This is a genomic window from Rhizobium sp. OAE497 (assembly GCF_040546565.1).
Taxonomy (GTDB): Bacteria; Pseudomonadota; Alphaproteobacteria; order Rhizobiales; family Rhizobiaceae; genus Rhizobium.
This window is the reverse complement of the sequence record NZ_JBEPOA010000001.1, coordinates 957,727-974,343: the sequence shown is the minus strand read 5'-3', so window position 1 is coordinate 974,343 and position 16,617 is coordinate 957,727. Positions and strand designations below refer to the sequence as shown.

The window sequence follows — 16,617 nt, the reverse complement described above, 5'->3', positions numbered from 1 at the left end:
TCAGCTGCCGCGCAAGCGCTGGAGAACGATCGCCGCAGCCTCGGCGATCGGCAGGTTCGACGTATCGAGGATTTCGCAGCCCGCGCCTAGGGCCTCGCGGCGCAGGAAGGCGGCCCAGTTCATCATGTCGTCATTGGCGAGTTCGGGCTGGTTGCGATCGGAGGTCAGGCGGTGGCGCCGGGTCGAGTCGTCGCAATCGACGAGGATGATGTGGCAGGCAAGGCCCATGGCGGCAGCGGCATCGACGACGAAGGCGATGCGCATCTGGCCCTCGAAGAGAACCGGGCGGCCGGGCTGCATGGTTCCCGCGAGCCGCGCCATCCATTCGGCCGTCATCGCCTGCTGCCAGCCGGCCGGCGAGCCGAACAGCGCATTCATTTCCTCGACGGGCGGCACGCCGATCGAATCGAAGAAGCGGATGTCGATGTCCGCGCCGTGCTCGGCGGCGATCAGATCGGAGATCGCGGTCTTGCCTGCGCCCGAGGCGCCTGTGAGGACGACGAGGGTCAATTCGGCACCCTCAGTTCCATGAAGGTCAGGTCCAGCCAGCGGCCGAACTTCTTGCCGACTTCGAAGAAGGTGCCGCCATTGCGGAAGCCGAGCTTTTCGTGGAGGGCGATCGACGCCGCATTGTTGGCCTCGATGCCGGCGATCATCACGTGGATGCCGTTTTCGCCGGCACGCTTGATCAGCGCCTGCATCAAAAGCTTGCCGATACCGGCGCCCTGATTATCCTTCTCGACATAGACGGAATGCTCGACCGTGTGGCGGAAGCCGTCGAAGGCGCGCCAGTCGCCATAGGAGGCATAGCCGGCGATCGCGCCATTGCGCTCGGCGACCAGAACCGGAAAGCCCCTCGCCTGCCGCGCCCTGAGCCACTCGACCCGGTTGTCGAGATCGACGACCGTCTCGTTCCAGATCGCCGTGGTGTGCTCGACGGCGTGGTTGTAGATATCGCGGATCGCGGCAAGGTCGGCTTCGGTGGCGTCGCGGATGGTGACGGCGTCGGTCATGTCTTCTTCCATTTCGGCAAAATATAGGGCAGCGATACGCTGGCGCCCAGGCGATGTAAACCCGATAGATTTGCCGCGACCGGCGGCGCGGTTTGCGCTAGTTTGCGGCGGCTGACCGGAGGATCCGATGCGCCTGTCCCTTGCTCTTCTGCTGCTTCTCGCCGCCTCGTCTGTGCTTGCCGCCGACTGGAAGCCCTATGCCAATCCGCGCTTCGGCTATGTCATCGACCTGCCCGGCGATTTCGCCACCGTCAGCGAGGCCGACAATGGCGACGGCATGACGCTGCAATCGAAGGACGGCAAGGCGAAGCTTCTGGTCTTCGGCGCCAATCTCACCGAGGAGAATTTCGCTGCCTATACCGCCAAGCGCAAGCAATCCGACAAGGATGCCGGCTGGGCGATCTCCTACGACAAATCAGCCAAGGGCTGGGCCAGCTATTCCGGCACGCGCAAGGACCGCATTCTCTATGTGCGCGCGGTTTCGCTCTGCCAGGATGCCGGCGGCTATTTCGTGCTGGATTATCCGAAGGCCGATGCGAAGCTCTACGATCCCGTCGTCGCGCATCTCGTCAAGACGCTCTCGGGACCGCCGCACTGCCGCTGACTAGAGCGCGCTCATGCTGAAGCAGGTCAGCACCGCCGAATAATGGACGGCGGCGGCGGCAACGACGAAGCCGTGCCAGATGGCATTCTGGAAGCGCAGCTTCTCCCAGACATGGAAGATGACGCCGGCCGAATAGATGACGCCGCCGATGACGATCAGCAGCATCGAGGCAAAGGGGATGCGCGAGGCGACGGGCTCGGCCACCAGGACGCCGCTCCATCCCATGGCGAGATAGAGCAGGATCGCCAGCTTGTCGTAACGCCCGGGAAAGACGCATTTCAGGAGAATGCCGACGATCGCCACGACCCAGATGCCGATCAGCATCGAAAACAGCAGCGGATCATCCGACCCGCGCTCCAGGAAGGGCGTGTAGGTGGCGGCGATCAGGATGAAGATCGAGGAATGATCGAGCCGCCGCAGGAACCATTTGGTGCGCGAAACAGGCCAGGCATTGTAGGTGAAGGAAATACCGATCGTCATGACGAGCCCGATGCCATAGACCCAGGCGGCGGCCAGCTCGCCATGCGAACTCCAGACGGTGGCATAGAAGATCAGCACCGTGGCGCCGACGAGCGCCAGCGCCAGCCCGACGCCATGCACGATGCCGTCAGCGATCAACTCGTATTTGTCATAAGCCCAGCGGATCCCGTTGAACTCGGTCATTGCGCACACCCGTTTCTGTCGGTGCCAATGCTGGCATCGAATGGGTATCGGCGCAACCGGTACCAAGGTGTTAGAGACGTAAACTCGGGGTGAGCGAATATGGCAGGACAGCGACGATGGCAGCCGCTATACGAGCGGCATCAGGACGCATCGCGATCCCTCGCCGGCCGGAATAGAATTCCTTCATCGAAATTATAGAAACTCGTCTCCCATGATCCGTATTGTTCTTGCTTCCGCGCTGCTTGCAGCCTCGCTTTCCGCTGCTTCTGCGGCGGAGCTTCCCGCTCCGGCGCCTGCTGCTCCAGCCGCCGCAAAGCCGGCGCCGAAGGTGAAGGGGCCGAAGCTGGTGGAGCCGGAGCTGCATGTGGTGCGCTCGGGCGTTCCCGGACGTCCGCGCGTGGCGCTGACCTTCGATGCCTGCATGGGCAAGGCCGATGAGCGGATCATTTCGACGCTGGTTTCCGAGCGCATTCCGGCGACCATCTTCGTCACGGCGCGCTGGCTGAAGCGCAATCCGGAGGCGCTGGCGGTGTTCCTGAAGAACCCTGATCTGTTCGAGCTCGAGAACCACGGGCAGAACCATATTCCGGCGGTCGACAAGCCGGCGTTGATCTACGGCATTGCGGCGGCCGGTTCGCCCGAGGCGGTGCATCAGGAGGTCCAGGGCGGCGCCGATGCGATGCTGGCGGCGGGGATTGCCGCGCCCCACTGGTTCCGCGGCTCGACGGCGAAATACGACCTTCCGGCAATCGCCCAGATCCGCGCCATGGGCTACAAGATCGCCGGTTATTCGGTGAATGGCGATGGCGGGTCGCTGCTCGGGGCCGCGGTGACCGAGAAGCGCATCGGCTCGGCCAAGGATGGTGATGTGGTGATCTCGCATATCAACCAGCCGACGCATGCTGCCGGTGCCGGGGTTGCCAAGGCGATCGTCGATCTGAAGGCTCGCGGGGTGGAGTTTGTCAGGTTGCAGGATGCTGAGGATCTGGGGGATGATCAGACGACGAATTGAGGGTTTTGTGCCCTGAGGCACCCCCCTCTGCCCTGCCGGGCATCTCCCCCACAAGGGGGGAGATTGGCTGGGCGCGCCGCCTCAACCTCCCTCATTCCTGTGCTTGTCACAGGAATCCAGTGCGCCCCAGTCCTGGGGCGCGGGAGACTTCTTCATATCGGTATGAGTCATTCACCGCGCAGACGCGCGGTGGCTGGATTCCTGTGACAAGCACAGGAATGAGGGAGTTTTGGGTGGCTCGCCGTGTCCTACAAATGCCGGGTGTAGTTCGCGAAAATAGCCTGGCGAGCGGCTTGCCCCAGCCGATCTCCCCCCTTGTGGTGGGCTCGAAGAGCGCGGAGAGACACGTGGCTCGACGCCGGCAGCCCGGCAGGGCAGAGGGGGGTGGCCCCGGGTGAAACGCCACGCGATGAATTACCGCAGCACCGTCTCCACCCCATACTCCCCAGCCCGAAAACCCTGGAACCCCGGCCCGTCGCGGTCGAGTGCGTAGTCATCGAACCAGTCGCGGTGAACGCCTGCCACCATCGCCCCGATCATCTGGGCGGCGAGGAAGGAGAAGGTGATGCCGTTGCCGCCGTAGCCGTAGGCGGCGTAGACGTTGGGCAGGCGGGGGACCGGGCCGATCAGGGGTAGGCCGTCGGCTGTTTCGCCGAAGGTGCCGCACCAGGCGGTGGCGATTTCGGTGTTGGCCTGCGGCCAGAGGCGCTGCAGCTTGTCGCGGATGATGCTTGCCTTGCCAGCCAGTTCGGCATCGCGCCTGCCGGGGTCGACTGTGGCGTCGTCCTCGCCGCCGGCGATGATCCGGTGGTCGGGGGTGGTGCGCACGTAGAGATAGGGATGGGCGTCCTCCCAGATCAGCGCCCGGTCGCGCCAGAGCGTTGCCGGATCCTGCGGCACGGTGGCGATCGCGAAGCTGGAGCTCACCTTGTGCAACTTCGGCATGTCGATCTCGGGCATCGAATAGCCGGTGGCGAGCACGGCGGTATCGGCCTCGATGACGAAGGGACCGTCGAGCTCGGCGGTGACCTTGCCGCCCTCGCTGTGCAGCCGTTTGACCGTGCCGCTGACCGGCATGGCGCCGCGGGCGATGGCGATCTCGAGCAGGCCCCAGGCGAGTTGCAGCGGATCGGCCTCCGCCGAACCCGGCGAGAGAATGCCTGCATCGCGGTCGAGCTCGAACTGGGTGAAGAGGTCGCAATGTTCGAGATAGACGCCCGGCAGACCGGCGCGGCGGCGCAGCTGGCGTTCCTCGAAGAGATCGCGGGCGCCCTCGTGGTTCTGAGCGAGATAGAGTGTCTGCCGCGGTTGGAAAGCGCAGGGCAGCGCGTGGGCGGCGATCAGCTTGGCAAGGCCGGAGACGGCGGCGGCGCTGCGCCTGTACATGCCCGCCGCCCGCTCGAAGCCGTAATAATGCTCCAGCTCGGTCAGCGTGCTGTCGATCTCCCATTGCAGCATGGCGGTGCTGGCGGCGGTGGAGCCGAGGCCGGGCTCTTCCTTGTCGATGACGATCACCGAGAGGCCGCGGGCCGTCAGGTGTTCGGCGGCGAGCGCGCCGGTGATCCCGCCGCCGATGACCAGCGCGTCGGTCTTGTAGCTTTGCGTCAGCGGTTCGTAGGCCGGGCCGCGGGCGCCGCGTCCCCATGGGCTGGCGCCGCTGCGCAAAGCGTCCTGGCTTTCAGGATTGAATTCGACGCCACCGGTCATCGTCACCTCACTTCGGCAGCTGCGGCTGGACGCGCTCTTCGAGGAACAGCTCGTCGACGATGGTCATGACGATCAGCGACAGCGGCAGCGCCAGCATGGCGCCGACCGCACCCCACATCCAGGTCCAGAAGATGATGGCGAGGAAGACGACGAAGGGATTGATCTCCAGGCGGCGGCCCATGACGGCCGGGAAGATCAGGTTTTCCATCAAGAGGTGGACGACGAAGAAGCAGGCGGCCGGCAGCAGGCCGATGACGATGCCATCATGGGTGAGAATGCCGGCGACGGCGACCGCGAAGGTCATCATGGTAATGCCGAGATAGGGAATGAAGCTCGAGAGAAAGGCGAAGAAGCCCCAGAGCACCGGCGCCGAGAGGCCGCCCGCCCATGCGATCAGCGTCATGATCACGCCGAGCCCGGCATAGATGATTGACGCCGTGGCGAAATAGAAGCCGAGCACCTGCTCGACCGAGCTGATGACGCGAATCGCGGCGAGGCGCTGCGGCCGCTCGCGGAAGGTCATGATGATCGTCTTGCGGAGATTGACCCGCCCGATCAGGAAGAGCAGCAGCGCGGCAAAGAAGATCAGCCCCTGCACCAGCGCCGGTGTCAGGTTGGCGGTGACGAGATGCAGCACATTGCCGGTGTTTTCCAGCAGCTTGTCGGCCGACATCGGGCCGCTCTGGAAGGTCTCGGGGGTGATATGCAGCCAGCGGATCTTCTCGAGATAGGGCATCAGCCGGTCGGTGGTCTTCTCGATGAAGGCCGGCCCTTCATTGAGTAGCGTCGTCACCGGCCCGGCCAGCGCATTGGAAACCAGGAAGATGACCAGCGCCACGGAGCTCGACAGGATCACCGCATTGGTGATGCGCGGCACGCCCATGCGCGACAGCTTCTCGGCGAGCATGCCGAGGATCATGCCGACGACGATCGCCAGTGTCAGCGGTATCAGGATCAGCGACATCTGATAAACGGCGGCCAGCCCGAGAATGCCGAAAATGCCGATGATCGCCCAGGCCATCGAAATATCGAGGCCGTCCTTCTCGACCCGGCGAACCGGCGCCTGCGGCATCTGTTCGGTGGCTGCCGAAAGCGTCTCGGCCCAGGCGCTCTTGTGCGAGCCGCCGATCGCGATCTTCCTTGCCTGCTTGCGGATGCCGTTGGCTATGCCCATGTCGATCTGTCCCCGGAAACCCCATTGCTTCGCCACGGAAACGCAAAGCGGCGGATTCGGTTCCGCAGCGGTTTCAGGGCGATCGAAGGTGTTGCGTGGAGACCACGAAAGACGGTGGACAGCCTATGCGGCAGCACGCGGCCCGGCGCCTCAACGGCCCCGGTCATGGCGCGCCGGGTCCTCCGGCATCAGCCTGCGCCGCGTACGCTCCAGCGCTTCGATGCGCCGGCATTCGCGGGCAACGGTTGCGGCGGTGACGTCCGTCCAGGGAGCGCCGTCGCTTTCCGATGCGATCACCCGGCCGCCGGATTCGATGAATTCGCAGAAGAGGCGCCGCGATCTGATCTCGCCCGAGAGTTCGGTGATGCGTGCCAGCCTGTCCATCCGCGTCTCCTTCATTCGGTAGATCAAAGGAGGGTTCGCCACGCGCGACGACGGCGAACCCTCGAACCTCGTCGTGCGATAGATTGGTCGCCAGCGCGCACAAGGTCTGCTGATGAGATAGGGCTTTCGCAACGCGCCGGTATCGGACCGAAGTCCTACCTCTGCCGCCTCTCCCGGCCGCCGCCGCGCCCTATCCGACCAAAGTCCGATATGCGGAACAAACTCGCCGCCGCGGCTTTTCCCACCCCACCAGACAGAAGGAGATTTGGTCATGAAAACAGTTCTTATCGCAGCAGCAATGACGTGTTTCGCAGCTTCCGCCTATGCCGACGGCGCCGTCACCGGCATGGTCGGCGGTGCAGCCACGGGCGCCATCGTCGGCGGTCCTGTCGGCGCCGGCGTCGGTGCTGTGGTCGGCGGCATTGCCGGCGGCGTCATCGATCCGCCGCCGCGCGAAGTCGTCACCTATGTCCAGCAGGCTCCGGTTCCGCAGCAGACCGTCGTTGTGCAGCAGCCGGTCCAGGTGGGCGCGGCCCTGCCCGCCGATGTCGTGGTGACGCCGGTGCCTGAGAACCCCAAATACGGCTATGTGGTGATGGGCCAGGAGCGCGTCATCGTCGAGCCGCAGACCCGCAAGGTGGTTCAGGTCATCCAGTAATATCCCAGTAGTGCATCCGCCCTGGTTCCAGAGTGAAAACTCCCTGCGGATGCGCGATGCAGGCGTTGGCTTCGGTCAACGCCTGTTTCGTTTGCGCGCTATTTCGCGACGCTCGCAAACACCTTCGCCAGCCGCGCCGTCGCGATATCCGCCTCGGCAGCCGTCAAACCGGAGAAGCCGAGCAGCAGGCGCGGCTCGCTGGAGGCGGAGACATGCATCGGCGAGACCGGGATGACGACCACGCCGCCTTTCAGCGCCGCTTCGGCGAGCGCCCGGTCATCGGTCCATGTGCCGGTGCTTCGCACGGTGTAGTGGATGCCCTGTTCGGGGACCGGGGCGATCAGGTGATCGGAGAGCCGGTCTTTCAGGAGAAGAGCGAGATTGTCGCGGGCGGCGCGGTGGCTTTCGCGCAGGCGGCGCAGATGGGCGGGGAAATAGCCCTCATTCAGGAAATCGGCGACGACGAGCTGGTGGAGCGGTGCCGGGAAGCGGTCGATGATCGGGCGCACGGCGCGGAAGGCGGCGACGAGATCGTCGGGCACGATCAGATAGCCGACGCGGAAGCCCGGCAGCAGCGCCTTGCTGAAAGTGCCGGCATAGATGACGCGGCGCGTCGCATCGAGGCCCTGCAGCGAGGCGATCGGATGGCCCTCGTAGCGGAATTCGCTGTCGTAGTCGTCCTCGATGATCCAGCTGCCGCGGGCCTGCGCGAAGGCGAGAAGCTCCAGCCGCCGGGCCAGCGGCAGGGCCGAGCCGGAGGGATATTGATGTGACGGCGTCACGTAGATCGCCGCCGGTGCGGGGCCGTCGTAGAGCGACAGATGCTCGGTGATCAGGCCTTCGCCATCGACAGGCAGGCCGGTGATCGCGGCACCGTTCAGCAGGAAGGCGAGCCGCGCCGGCGGGTAGCAGGGATCCTCGATCATCACGGTTTCGCCGGGCGAGACGAGAACGCGGATGGCGAAATCCAGCGCCTGCTGCGTGCCTGAGGTGATGAAGATCTGGCCGGGATCGCAGCGCACGCCGCGCGAGGCCGCAAGATGGGCAGCAACCGCCTGGCGCAGCGAAAGCTCGCCCTGGGGATCGCGGTAGCGGTCGCTGGCATAATCGATATGGCGATGGGCGAGCCGCTTCAGGAGCCCTGCGGTGCGCTCGCCATGGATCACCCGGCCGGTGGCGAAGGCGACCTGGGCGGGCGGCGCAAGATCGGTGCGCATCGCCAGTCGCGCTGCCGTCGATATGCCGCGGCGCGCGCTGTTGTCGGCCGCCTCGCGTGTGCCGGGGCTTCCGGTGGGCATCGGCGGCAGGCCGGAGGCGACATAGGTGCCGGAGCCATGCCGCCCCTCGGCATAACCCTCAGCGATCAGCATCTCGTAGGCCTCGGCGATCAGCCCGCGCGACAGCGACCATTCCGATGATGCCGTGCGCGTCGAGGGCAGCCGGTGATCCGGCTGCAGCACGCCCGCAACGATGCCGTCGCGCAGTTGCAGATAGAGCTGGCGGACTGCGGGAACGGAGGAGGCCGGATCGATATCCGGCAGGAAGCCGGCGGCGGCGCTTTCGCGGCGCAGGGTGCGGGCGCTGGCCTTCGGGGCACTGGTCTTGCGGGGTGAAGTGGCTTGCATGGCTGGCGTCGAAGTGGCTCTGGATATATCTTCGATTATTCACTTTTATCAGACCACTTTCAACCACTCTCCGGAAATGCCAATGCGCCCGTCTGCTGCACCCTTTCTCTTCACCGGCACCATGCTTGCTGCGGCAGGCTATGGCGCCACCTTCCTGTTTTCGGCCTATTACCGCGCCCATGGCGGCAGCGATGTCGATACCGGGCTGACGCTCGCCGCCGCCATGGCCGGGACCTTTACCGGCGTGCCGCTGGTCGGCTGGCTTTCGGGGCGGATCGATGCGGCGCGGATGAGCGCCATTGCGAGTGCTGCCGTGGCGCTCGGCTTCCTGCTGCTCGCTTTTGCCGCGGGCGGCGGTCTCGGCCTGCCGCTGGTCTCCGGCTTCCTGATCGGGCTCGGCTGGGGAATGTTCTATATCGGCGCGCCGATGGCGCTGTCCGAGCGCGTCACCGATGCCGATCGCGGCTTCCGGTTCACCCGCTTCGGCGCCTTCCAGATGGCCGGCATCGGCGGCGGTCCGGTCATTCTCAACCTGGTGCTGAGCGAGGCCGGTCTCTCGGTCGAGGCGACCTTCATGCTGGTCGGCGCCGCCTGCCTTGCGGCGTCGCTGCTGCTCTGGATCTTCGGCTCGATGGCGCCGGGCGGTGAGCGAACATCGGCGCTGCGTCCCTGGGTGCGGGATATCGGCGTGATTGCCCGCAGCGCCTCGATCAGGCCGATCCTGATGGTGGCGCTTGGCGCCTGCGTGTTCTCCGGCCTGCTAACCTTCCAGTCCTCGCTGGTGGCGGGCACGGGTGCGACCGCCGCAACCTTCTTCGCCGTCTATGCCGTTACCGTCGTTGCCGCGCGGCTGCTGCTTGCCCGCTTCCTGGCGACCCTGCCGCAGGCGCAGCTTGCCTCGGCTCTGTTGACCTCGATGTGCCTCGGCGTTGCCGCGATGTTCGGCGTCGGCCTTCATCCGGCCTTCCAGATCGTCTCGGCGATCCTGACCGGCATCGGCTATGGTCTCGTCTACTCTGTGATCCAGACCTGGGCCGTCAACAACACCGAGCCGCGCTATCGCCATGCGGCGCTGACCTGGTTCGTGATGTCCTATTTCGTCGGCATCTTCGGCTTCCCGGCCGTGGGCGGATGGGTGCTCGTCCATCTCGGCCGGGAAGTCTTTCTCTCGATCCTGCTTGCCGCAGCACTGGCCGAACTCGCCATCGCCGCCAGCATCGGCCTGCGCCGGGTGCAGGCGGCGTGAGCCCTATTCCGCAGGGCTGGCGCAGGCGGCCTCTACCGTCTCCGCCGGCCGGCGGCCGAGGAAGGCGATGACGACGACCGCGGTGAAGACCGTGACGCCTGCAAGCAGCACCAAAAGCGAGCTGAAGGCCTGGGCATAGGTTGCGGCAAGCGCCTCGCTGGTCATGCCGGGGATTGCGGCGCCGGCGGCCCGAAGATCGCCGGTCACCAGCCGCTGGGCTGCGGCCGCGGCGCCATCGCCGCCGAGCCTTGTGCCGATCAGGGCCGAGAGCACGGCGCTGACCACCGCCAGCGCCACGCCTTCGCCGGCAACGCGCGTGGTGCTGAAGATGCCGGTCGCCATGCCAGCCCGCTCCTTCGGCACGACGCTGACGGCGAGCCCGTCCATCAGGCCCCAGGGCAGGCTGATGCCGGTGCCGATCATCATCAGCGGCGCGATCAGCAGCGCCGGATCGGAGGACGGCGTGGCCGACAGCCAGAACAGACCGCCCGCCGAAATCAGCAGGCCGCCGCTGCAGATGACCGCCGCCGAGAACCAGCGGGTCAGCATGCCCGCGACGACCGGCAGCACCAGCAGCGGTCCGGAAAGCGCGACCATCATCTGGCCGGCCTGAACCTCGCTCATGCCGTCGATGCCGACGAAGCGCACCGGCAGCAGGATCAGCAGCACCACGAAGGCATAGGCAGGCGCGGCCGCCAGCAGCTGGACGCCGACGAAGCGCGGGTAGCGGAACAGCGAGAGGTCGAGCATCGGGCGGGCAACGCTGCGCTCGATCCGCCAGAAGGCGACGAGAAGCGCTGCGGCGCCTGCAAGCAGCGCAGCAACCGACAGGCTCGCCCAGCCCTGCTCCGGCGCCAGAAGAACGCCATAGGTCAGGAGTGCCAACGCCAGGGTGAAGCTTGCGGCGCCCGGCCAGTCGAGGCCGGCGGCATCGGGATCGCGGGTTTCGTGCAGGAAGTTTGCGCCGAGCACGAAGGCGATCAGGCCGAGGGCCGCGACCAGCGCAAAGATCGACCGCCAGCCGAAACTCTCGGCCATCAGCCCGGAGGCGATCGGCCCGAAAGCGAGGCCGACGCCGAAGCTGGCGCCGACGATGCTGAAGGCCCGCATCCGCGCATTACCCTCGAATTCCTGCGCCAATGCGGCCATGCCGCTGGAGAAGGTCGCGGCCGCCCCCAGCCCCTGCAACGCCCGCAGGAGATCAAACCAGAGGATATCGGGGGCGAAGGCGAGCATGACGGAGAAGATCAGGAAGGCCGTGAGCCCGCTGAGAAACAGCCGCTTGCGGCCATAGGTATCGGCCAGCGTTCCCGCCGCCATCAGGCTGCTGCCGAAGGTCAGCATGAAGGCATTGGTCACCCAGTTCAGCGCGATCGGACTGCCGCCGAGCGAATGGGCGATGGCCGGAAGCGCCACTGCCGGGCCGGTGAAGGTGAGCGGCATTGCCGCGGCCGCAGAGCAGATGCCGGCGAGCGCCAGGATCCGCTTGGACATGTCAGGTTTGGTCATGAGCTTTCCGCCTGTTCGAAAGAGAGGGCGTGCCGCCTTGAGGTGGGAGGTCTATCGGCGGCAACACAAACAGGATAAATTCGCTTCAATTATGCGATAAGCGCGCTATCTCTCCTGGCATAATGGAAAGATTCGCTCGAATGGATGAAATGAGATGGATCAGCTGAGCGGGCTTTCGGCCTTTGTCAGAACCGCCGATCTCGGCAGTTTCGTTGCCGCGGGCCGCGTGCTCGGCCTTTCGGCATCCGCAGTCGGCAAGGCGGTGACGACGCTGGAAAAGCAGCTTGGCGTGCGCCTCTTCCAGCGCTCGACGCGCAGCATCCGGCTGACGGAGGAAGGCCGGCTGTTCCACGAGCGCTGCCGCCGCGTGCTCGACGATCTCGAGGATGCGCAGGCCTCGCTTGCGGCAGCGGTGGCGACGCCGCGTGGGCGGTTGCGGCTCAGCGCGCCGCTGGTCAGCTACCATCTGCTGCTGCCGGTGCTGCCGGAATTCATCCGCCGCTATCCCGAGGTCGAGCTCGATCTCGATTTCAACGACCGGATCGTCGATCTGATCGATGAAGGCGTCGACGTGGCGATCCGCAGCGGCGACTTGCAGGATTCCAGGCTGATGTCGCGGGCGCTCAGGCCATTTCAGATGCTGCTCTGCGCCGCACCAAGCTATCTCGAAAAGCACGGCACGCCGCAGACGCCGCAGGATCTGCCCGGTCATCTCGCCATCCGCTTCCGCTTTCCAAACAGCGGCAAGATCCAGGACTGGCCGCTGATGGAGGCAGGCGGCGCGGCCCTGGCGCCGCCCGGCCTGATGACCTGCAACAATATGGAAGCGCTGCGCGGCGCCGTGCTTGCAGGTCTCGGCATCGGCTGCATGCCGGATTTTCTGGCGCGGCGGCCGCTGGCCGATGGGACGCTGCGCAGCGTGCTCGGCGACCATATCGATGGCCCCGGCCAGTTCCATGTCATCTGGCCGTCGAACCGGCACCTGTCGCCGAAGGTTCGCGTGCTGGTCGACTACCTGATCGACACGCTGTTTGCCGAGCGCTGCGACGAACCCGCAGCGCCCGGCCTTTCCGTTACCGGTCGACCGTAGGCATGATCCAGGAAGCGTAGCGGTCGCCGGAGACCTTTTCCGGCGCGAGCGCGGCATCGAGGCTCTTCATGTCGGCGGCGGTAAGCGCGATGGCGGCGGCGCCGACATTTTCTTCCAGATAGCTCTGGCGCTTGGTGCCGGGGATCGGCACGACGTCGTCGCCCTTGTGCAGCAGCCAGGCGAGCGCGATCTGCGCCGGGGTCGCCTGCTTGTCGCGGGCGATCGCGTGGACCACTTCGGCGGCCTTGACGTTTTCGTCGAAGTTTTCGCCCTGGTAGCGCGGGTCGTTATGGCGGTGATCGTTTTCCGGATATTCCTCGGCGCGCATCACCTTGCCGGTGAGAAAACCGCGGCCGAGCGGCGAGAAGGGAACGAGGCCGATGCCAAGTTCGCGCAGCACCGGGATGATCTCCGGCTCGAGATTGCGCTCCCACAGCGAATATTCGCTCTGCAGCGCCGTCACCGGGAAGACCGCGTGGGCCTTGCGGATGTTGGCGATACCGGCTTCCGACAGGCCGAAATACTTGACCTTGCCTTCCTTGACGAGCTCGCTGACGGTGCCCGCCACGTCCTCGATCGGCACGGTGCGGTCGACGCGGTGCTGGTAGAGGAGATCGATATGATCGGTCTGCAGCCGCTTCAGCGACCCCTCGACCGCCTTGCGGATATTATCGGGACGGCTGGTCACTTCGCCGGGCACCTGCTTGCCGTCGACGATCTTGAAGCCGAACTTGGTGGCGATGGTCACCTCGCTGCGACGGCCCTTGAAGGCGCGGCCGAGCAGGTCTTCGTTGGTGTGCGGTCCGTAGACTTCGGCGGTGTCGAAGAAGGTGCAGCCGAGATCGATCGACCGGTGCAGCGCGCGGATCGCCTCGTCCTGATCGGCCGGACCATAGGACTGGCTCATCGGCATGCAGCCGAGGCCGATTTCCGAGACTTCCAGACCCTGGCTGCCGAGTTTGCGCTTCTTGAGGCTCATGATGCATTCTCCATTCGTGATTGCGCCTGGAGACTGCGCCCGGCCGGCCGAATTTCAAATACTTGTAAATTCCGATTACATGCGCGAAAATTCGAGAATGTCGAACGATCCCTTTTCAGACCTACTGACGCTCACCAATGCGCAATCCGTCATCTCCGGCGGCTTCAAGATCGGCGGCGCCTGGTCGCTGCAGTTCCGGCCGCAGCAGATCAAGTTCTATGCGCTGCTGAAGGGCAGCTGCTGGCTGGATGTCGAGGGCGGCGCCGGGCCGGTGCGGCTGGAAGCCGGCGATACCTTCCTTGTCACCACCCGCGATTTCGTGCTCTCAACCGATCTGTCGCTGGCGCCGGTCGAGGCGAAGCCGCTGTTTGCCACCTTCGAAGGTCGCGTCAAGGAGCTCACCGCTGAGACCGACGTGGAAATCATGGGCGGCCATGCGGGGCTCGATCCGGAGCGCGGCGCGCTGCTGACCGATGTCATGCCGCCCTTCATCCACGCAAAGGCCGGATCGCCGCAGGCAGCCGTGCTGCAATGGGTGGTGGCGCAGATCGTTTCGGAGCAGACGGCGGACCTGCCGGGCGGTTCGGTCGCCTCGGCGCAGCTGGCGCAGCTGCTGTTCGTGCAGCTGCTGCGCGCCCATCTCGATCATGCCGGTTCGCTCGCCGCCGGCCTGCTGCGCGCCGTCAGCGACCGGCGTATAGCTCCGGCGCTTCGGCTGATGCATGCCGAGCCCGGCCGCGCCTGGCAGCTGGAAGAGCTCGCGGCGGCGGCCGCCATGTCGCGCACCACCTTCGCCGTCTATTTCAAGCAGGTGGCCGGCATCGCGCCGCTCGCCTATCTGACGGAATGGCGCATGCGGCTTGCCGAGCGCTCGCTGCGCGAAGACGACGTGCAGGTGGCGACGCTCGCCCGCACGCTCGGCTACACCTCCGAAAGCGCCTTCTCCAACGCCTTCAAGCGCGTCACCGGCCGCGCCCCGAAATTCTACCGGAACGACACGCGGGCCATGGCCGTGGCAGCGGAATAGGCTGACGGGGCGATCCGCGCATGATAGGGCTGCGGCAGTCAAACATGGATGCCGCGATGCCCACTGAAATCTCCTTCCGCCAGCCCACCCCTGCCGATGCAGCGCGATGCTTCGAGATCGAAACGTCGGCCTATGAGGGCGACGAGGCGGCGACGCTGGAGAAGATCGCGACGCGGATCGCGCTCTATCCCGAGGGCTTCGTCATTCTCGAAGCGGACGGCAAGATCGCCGGTTTCATCAATAGCGGCTGCGCCTTCGAGGTCGTCATGTCGGACGAGGAGTTCAAGGAGCTGGTCGGGCATGATCCCGCGGCACCCAACGCCGTCATCATGTCCGTGGTCGTCGATCCTGCCGAACAGGGCAAAGGCTATTCGAAGCTGCTGATGCAGCATTTCATCGCGCGGATGAAGGCGATGGACAAGAAGACCATCCACCTGATGTGCAAGGAAGCGCATGTGCCGCTCTATGCCAGGATGGGCTATCGCTACACCAGACCCTCCGCCTCCGATCACGGCGGCATGGCCTGGCATGAGATGGTCATGGAGCTCTGATCAGATTGCCGGGCCTAGCCTTATCGGGCTGCCGTCGGAGAAGCGCGCGAAGCGGAAGCGGTCGAGCTTGTGGCCGGTGTCGTTGCCCTGGATCAGGTCGGACATGACGCGGCCGACGCCCGGGCCGATGCCGAAACCGTGGCCGCTCATGCCGGTGGCGACGAAGAGGCCGTCGATGGCACTGATGCGATCGACGACAGGCACGACGTCGGGCATCGCATCGATCATCCCCGCCCAGGCCGTCTTCAGGCGCAAGTCTTTGAATTGCGGGAAAAGCGTGGTGAAGCCGCGCCTGATCGACGCGAGATCGGACGCTCCGGGCGCCGGGTTGAGCACGCGCATGCGCTCGAAGGGGCTCTTGCTATCGGGCGTCCAGTCGCGCGGCGTCGACCAGCTGTCGGGAAAGCCCGCGGGGGCGGCCGGGAGATAGCGCGTGCCGAAGGGATGGTCGAGCAGCGCCGGGAGATATCTGGTGGCGTTGCGGAAGGCATCGGGGCCGACGAAGAGAAGGTTGCTTCCGCCGGGCGCCAGCGTATAGCCGCCATCCTGCCGGCGCCGGAAGGCGATATCGTCCTCGATCGCCGCGCCTGCATGAAACTCCGGCAACGGTTCGGTCGCGGCCACCGTGGCGCGCACACTGAGCTGCGGGATCGAGACGCCATGCTTCCTCAGGAACAGCGACGACCAGGCGCCGCCGGCAACCAATACCGTCGATGTGGAGATCCTGCCGCTCTCGGTCCAGACGCCGGTGATGCGGCCGCCAGCGGTATCGAGCGCCCTGACGGCGCAGTTTTCGATGATCCTGACACCCTTGCGGGCGGCAAGCCGCGCCAGCGCCGGAACGGCGAGCCAGGGTTCGGCGCGCATATCCGACGGCGTCGTCATCGCACCGGCATAGCGGCGCGCCATGCCGCCGATCCGCGAGGCAACCTCCGCGCCATCGAGAAGGCGGGTATCGAGATCATGGGCGGCGGCGATCTGCATGAATTTCGCGAACTTCGCCATGTCCTTGTCGCTGCGTGCCAGATAGGTGACGCCGGTCTGCCGGAGGCCGATATCCTCGCCGCATTCTTCTGCAAGCTGCTGCCACAGACGGCAGGCTTCGATGACGATCGGCAACTCGTCGGGATCGCGCCCCTGCTTGCGGATCCAGCCCCAGTTGCGCGACGACTGCTCGGCGGCGATGCGGCCCTTTTCCAGAAGCGTCACCTGGACATTGCGCGCAGCAAGGAAGAGCGCGGTGCTGACGCCGATCACCCCGCCACCGACGATGACCACCTCCGAGCTTTCAGGGAGAGGGCTGGAGTGGCTAATAGGGTCGGCTTCGGAGAAGGGAAACATCAGGGAGGATCTTGCTGCATGAGGAGTGTCAGCC

17 protein-coding genes are annotated in these 16,617 nt (G+C 65.7%); 7 read left to right on the top strand and 10 right to left on the bottom strand.

The window, feature by feature from the left end; translation table 11 throughout:
- Positions 1-510 (bottom strand): P-loop nucleotide/nucleoside kinase family protein, encoded by a 510-nt coding sequence (locus ABIE40_RS04975; RefSeq protein WP_199626469.1) that lies wholly within the window; start codon positions 508-510, stop codon positions 1-3.
- Positions 507-1,013 (bottom strand): GNAT family N-acetyltransferase, encoded by a 507-nt coding sequence (locus tag ABIE40_RS04970; protein WP_199626468.1) that lies wholly within the window; start codon positions 1,011-1,013, stop codon positions 507-509. Before ABIE40_RS04970 ends, ABIE40_RS04975 begins: the two co-directional genes overlap by 4 nt.
- 127 nt (positions 1,014-1,140) lie before the next feature.
- Here ABIE40_RS04970 and ABIE40_RS04965 point away from each other — a divergent pair, with 127 nt between their 5' ends.
- The gene (locus ABIE40_RS04965; protein WP_199626467.1) at positions 1,141-1,617 is read left to right on the top strand and encodes a hypothetical protein; all 477 of its coding nucleotides are present in this window, start codon (positions 1,141-1,143) and stop codon (positions 1,615-1,617) included.
- Here the strand turns inward: ABIE40_RS04965 and trhA are convergent, their stop codons facing one another.
- On the bottom strand, positions 1,618-2,280 hold the full coding sequence (gene trhA, locus ABIE40_RS04960) for a PAQR family membrane homeostasis protein TrhA (RefSeq protein ID WP_199626466.1): 663 nt from the start codon (positions 2,278-2,280) through the stop codon (positions 1,618-1,620).
- A gap of 211 nt (positions 2,281-2,491) precedes the next feature.
- Between trhA and ABIE40_RS04955 the strand changes: the two genes are divergently transcribed.
- Positions 2,492-3,292, top strand: a complete 801-nt coding sequence (locus ABIE40_RS04955; RefSeq protein ID WP_199626465.1) for a polysaccharide deacetylase family protein — start codon at positions 2,492-2,494, stop codon at positions 3,290-3,292.
- Positions 3,293-3,706: 414 nt separating this feature from the next.
- Here ABIE40_RS04955 and ABIE40_RS04950 read toward each other — a convergent pair whose 3' ends face one another.
- From ABIE40_RS04950 to ABIE40_RS04940, 3 genes are all read right to left on the bottom strand, one after another.
- A complete protein-coding gene (locus tag ABIE40_RS04950) occupies positions 3,707-4,999 on the bottom strand; it encodes an NAD(P)/FAD-dependent oxidoreductase (protein WP_199626464.1) in 1,293 nt (430 codons plus the stop codon).
- A 7-nt stretch (positions 5,000-5,006) separates the two neighbouring features.
- Positions 5,007-6,173, bottom strand: coding sequence for an AI-2E family transporter (locus ABIE40_RS04945; protein ID WP_130278758.1), 1,167 nt, complete (start codon positions 6,171-6,173; stop codon positions 5,007-5,009).
- Positions 6,174-6,323: 150 nt separating this feature from the next.
- Complete coding sequence (locus ABIE40_RS04940; protein ID WP_199626463.1) at positions 6,324-6,557, bottom strand: hypothetical protein; 234 nt, start codon at positions 6,555-6,557, stop codon at positions 6,324-6,326.
- 271 nt (positions 6,558-6,828) lie between these two features.
- Here ABIE40_RS04940 and ABIE40_RS04935 point away from each other — a divergent pair, with 271 nt between their 5' ends.
- Entirely contained in the window at positions 6,829-7,215 is a 387-nt protein-coding gene (locus ABIE40_RS04935; RefSeq protein ID WP_162708749.1) for a DUF1236 domain-containing protein, read from the top strand.
- Between the two features lie 98 nt (positions 7,216-7,313).
- Here ABIE40_RS04935 and pdxR read toward each other — a convergent pair whose 3' ends face one another.
- Positions 7,314-8,840: a MocR-like pyridoxine biosynthesis transcription factor PdxR gene (gene pdxR / locus ABIE40_RS04930; protein ID WP_199626462.1), complete on the bottom strand. Its 1,527-nt coding sequence runs from the start codon at positions 8,838-8,840 to the stop codon at positions 7,314-7,316.
- An 82-nt stretch (positions 8,841-8,922) separates the two neighbouring features.
- On the opposite strand from pdxR, the gene ABIE40_RS04925 reads away from it, so the two are divergent.
- Entirely contained in the window at positions 8,923-10,086 is a 1,164-nt protein-coding gene (locus ABIE40_RS04925; protein ID WP_199626461.1) for an MFS transporter, read from the top strand.
- A 3-nt stretch (positions 10,087-10,089) separates the two neighbouring features.
- Here ABIE40_RS04925 and ABIE40_RS04920 read toward each other — a convergent pair whose 3' ends face one another.
- The gene (locus ABIE40_RS04920) at positions 10,090-11,595 is read right to left on the bottom strand and encodes an MFS transporter (RefSeq protein ID WP_199626460.1); all 1,506 of its coding nucleotides are present in this window, start codon (positions 11,593-11,595) and stop codon (positions 10,090-10,092) included.
- A gap of 154 nt (positions 11,596-11,749) precedes the next feature.
- Here ABIE40_RS04920 and ABIE40_RS04915 point away from each other — a divergent pair, with 154 nt between their 5' ends.
- Entirely contained in the window at positions 11,750-12,685 is a 936-nt protein-coding gene (locus ABIE40_RS04915) for a LysR family transcriptional regulator (RefSeq protein ID WP_199626459.1), read from the top strand.
- On the opposite strand, the gene ABIE40_RS04910 is transcribed toward ABIE40_RS04915, so the two are convergent.
- Positions 12,669-13,664: an aldo/keto reductase gene (locus ABIE40_RS04910; protein WP_199626458.1), complete on the bottom strand. Its 996-nt coding sequence runs from the start codon at positions 13,662-13,664 to the stop codon at positions 12,669-12,671. The genes ABIE40_RS04915 and ABIE40_RS04910 overlap by 17 nt on opposite strands.
- Before the next feature lie 97 nt (positions 13,665-13,761).
- On the opposite strand from ABIE40_RS04910, the gene ABIE40_RS04905 reads away from it, so the two are divergent.
- On the top strand, positions 13,762-14,691 hold the full coding sequence (locus tag ABIE40_RS04905) for an AraC family transcriptional regulator (RefSeq protein WP_199626457.1): 930 nt from the start codon (positions 13,762-13,764) through the stop codon (positions 14,689-14,691).
- Between the two features lie 56 nt (positions 14,692-14,747).
- Positions 14,748-15,242, top strand: a complete 495-nt coding sequence (locus ABIE40_RS04900) for a GNAT family N-acetyltransferase (RefSeq protein ID WP_199626456.1) — start codon at positions 14,748-14,750, stop codon at positions 15,240-15,242.
- Here ABIE40_RS04900 and ABIE40_RS04895 read toward each other — a convergent pair whose 3' ends face one another.
- Positions 15,243-16,583 carry an NAD(P)/FAD-dependent oxidoreductase gene (locus ABIE40_RS04895; RefSeq protein ID WP_199626455.1) on the bottom strand — a complete coding sequence of 447 codons (1,341 nt, stop codon included), beginning with the start codon at positions 16,581-16,583 and terminating at the stop codon, positions 15,243-15,245. It abuts the gene before it with no gap.
- Positions 16,584-16,617 lie beyond the last annotated feature (34 nt).

What these genes read in the sequence shown, in the direction of transcription:
- pdxR (WP_199626462.1), bottom strand. Translation starts at nt 8,840, where the DNA reads ATGCAAGCCACTTCACCCCGCAAGACCAGTGCCCCGAAGGCCAGCGCC.
- ABIE40_RS04920 (WP_199626460.1), bottom strand. Translation starts at nt 11,595, where the DNA reads ATGACCAAACCTGACATGTCCAAGCGGATCCTGGCGCTCGCCGGCATC.
- ABIE40_RS04940 (WP_199626463.1), bottom strand. Translation starts at nt 6,557, where the DNA reads ATGGACAGGCTGGCACGCATCACCGAACTCTCGGGCGAGATCAGATCG.
- ABIE40_RS04900 (WP_199626456.1), top strand. Translation starts at nt 14,748, where the DNA reads ATGCCCACTGAAATCTCCTTCCGCCAGCCCACCCCTGCCGATGCAGCG.
- trhA (WP_199626466.1), bottom strand. Translation starts at nt 2,280, where the DNA reads ATGACCGAGTTCAACGGGATCCGCTGGGCTTATGACAAATACGAGTTG.
- ABIE40_RS04895 (WP_199626455.1), bottom strand. Translation starts at nt 16,583, where the DNA reads ATGTTTCCCTTCTCCGAAGCCGACCCTATTAGCCACTCCAGCCCTCTC.
- ABIE40_RS04965 (WP_199626467.1), top strand. Translation starts at nt 1,141, where the DNA reads ATGCGCCTGTCCCTTGCTCTTCTGCTGCTTCTCGCCGCCTCGTCTGTG.
- ABIE40_RS04905 (WP_199626457.1), top strand. Translation starts at nt 13,762, where the DNA reads ATGTCGAACGATCCCTTTTCAGACCTACTGACGCTCACCAATGCGCAA.
- ABIE40_RS04915 (WP_199626459.1), top strand. Translation starts at nt 11,750, where the DNA reads ATGGATCAGCTGAGCGGGCTTTCGGCCTTTGTCAGAACCGCCGATCTC.
- ABIE40_RS04945 (WP_130278758.1), bottom strand. Translation starts at nt 6,173, where the DNA reads ATGGGCATAGCCAACGGCATCCGCAAGCAGGCAAGGAAGATCGCGATC.
- ABIE40_RS04910 (WP_199626458.1), bottom strand. Translation starts at nt 13,664, where the DNA reads ATGAGCCTCAAGAAGCGCAAACTCGGCAGCCAGGGTCTGGAAGTCTCG.
- ABIE40_RS04935 (WP_162708749.1), top strand. Translation starts at nt 6,829, where the DNA reads ATGAAAACAGTTCTTATCGCAGCAGCAATGACGTGTTTCGCAGCTTCC.
- ABIE40_RS04925 (WP_199626461.1), top strand. Translation starts at nt 8,923, where the DNA reads ATGCGCCCGTCTGCTGCACCCTTTCTCTTCACCGGCACCATGCTTGCT.
- ABIE40_RS04970 (WP_199626468.1), bottom strand. Translation starts at nt 1,013, where the DNA reads ATGACCGACGCCGTCACCATCCGCGACGCCACCGAAGCCGACCTTGCC.
- ABIE40_RS04950 (WP_199626464.1), bottom strand. Translation starts at nt 4,999, where the DNA reads ATGACCGGTGGCGTCGAATTCAATCCTGAAAGCCAGGACGCTTTGCGC.
- ABIE40_RS04955 (WP_199626465.1), top strand. Translation starts at nt 2,492, where the DNA reads ATGATCCGTATTGTTCTTGCTTCCGCGCTGCTTGCAGCCTCGCTTTCC.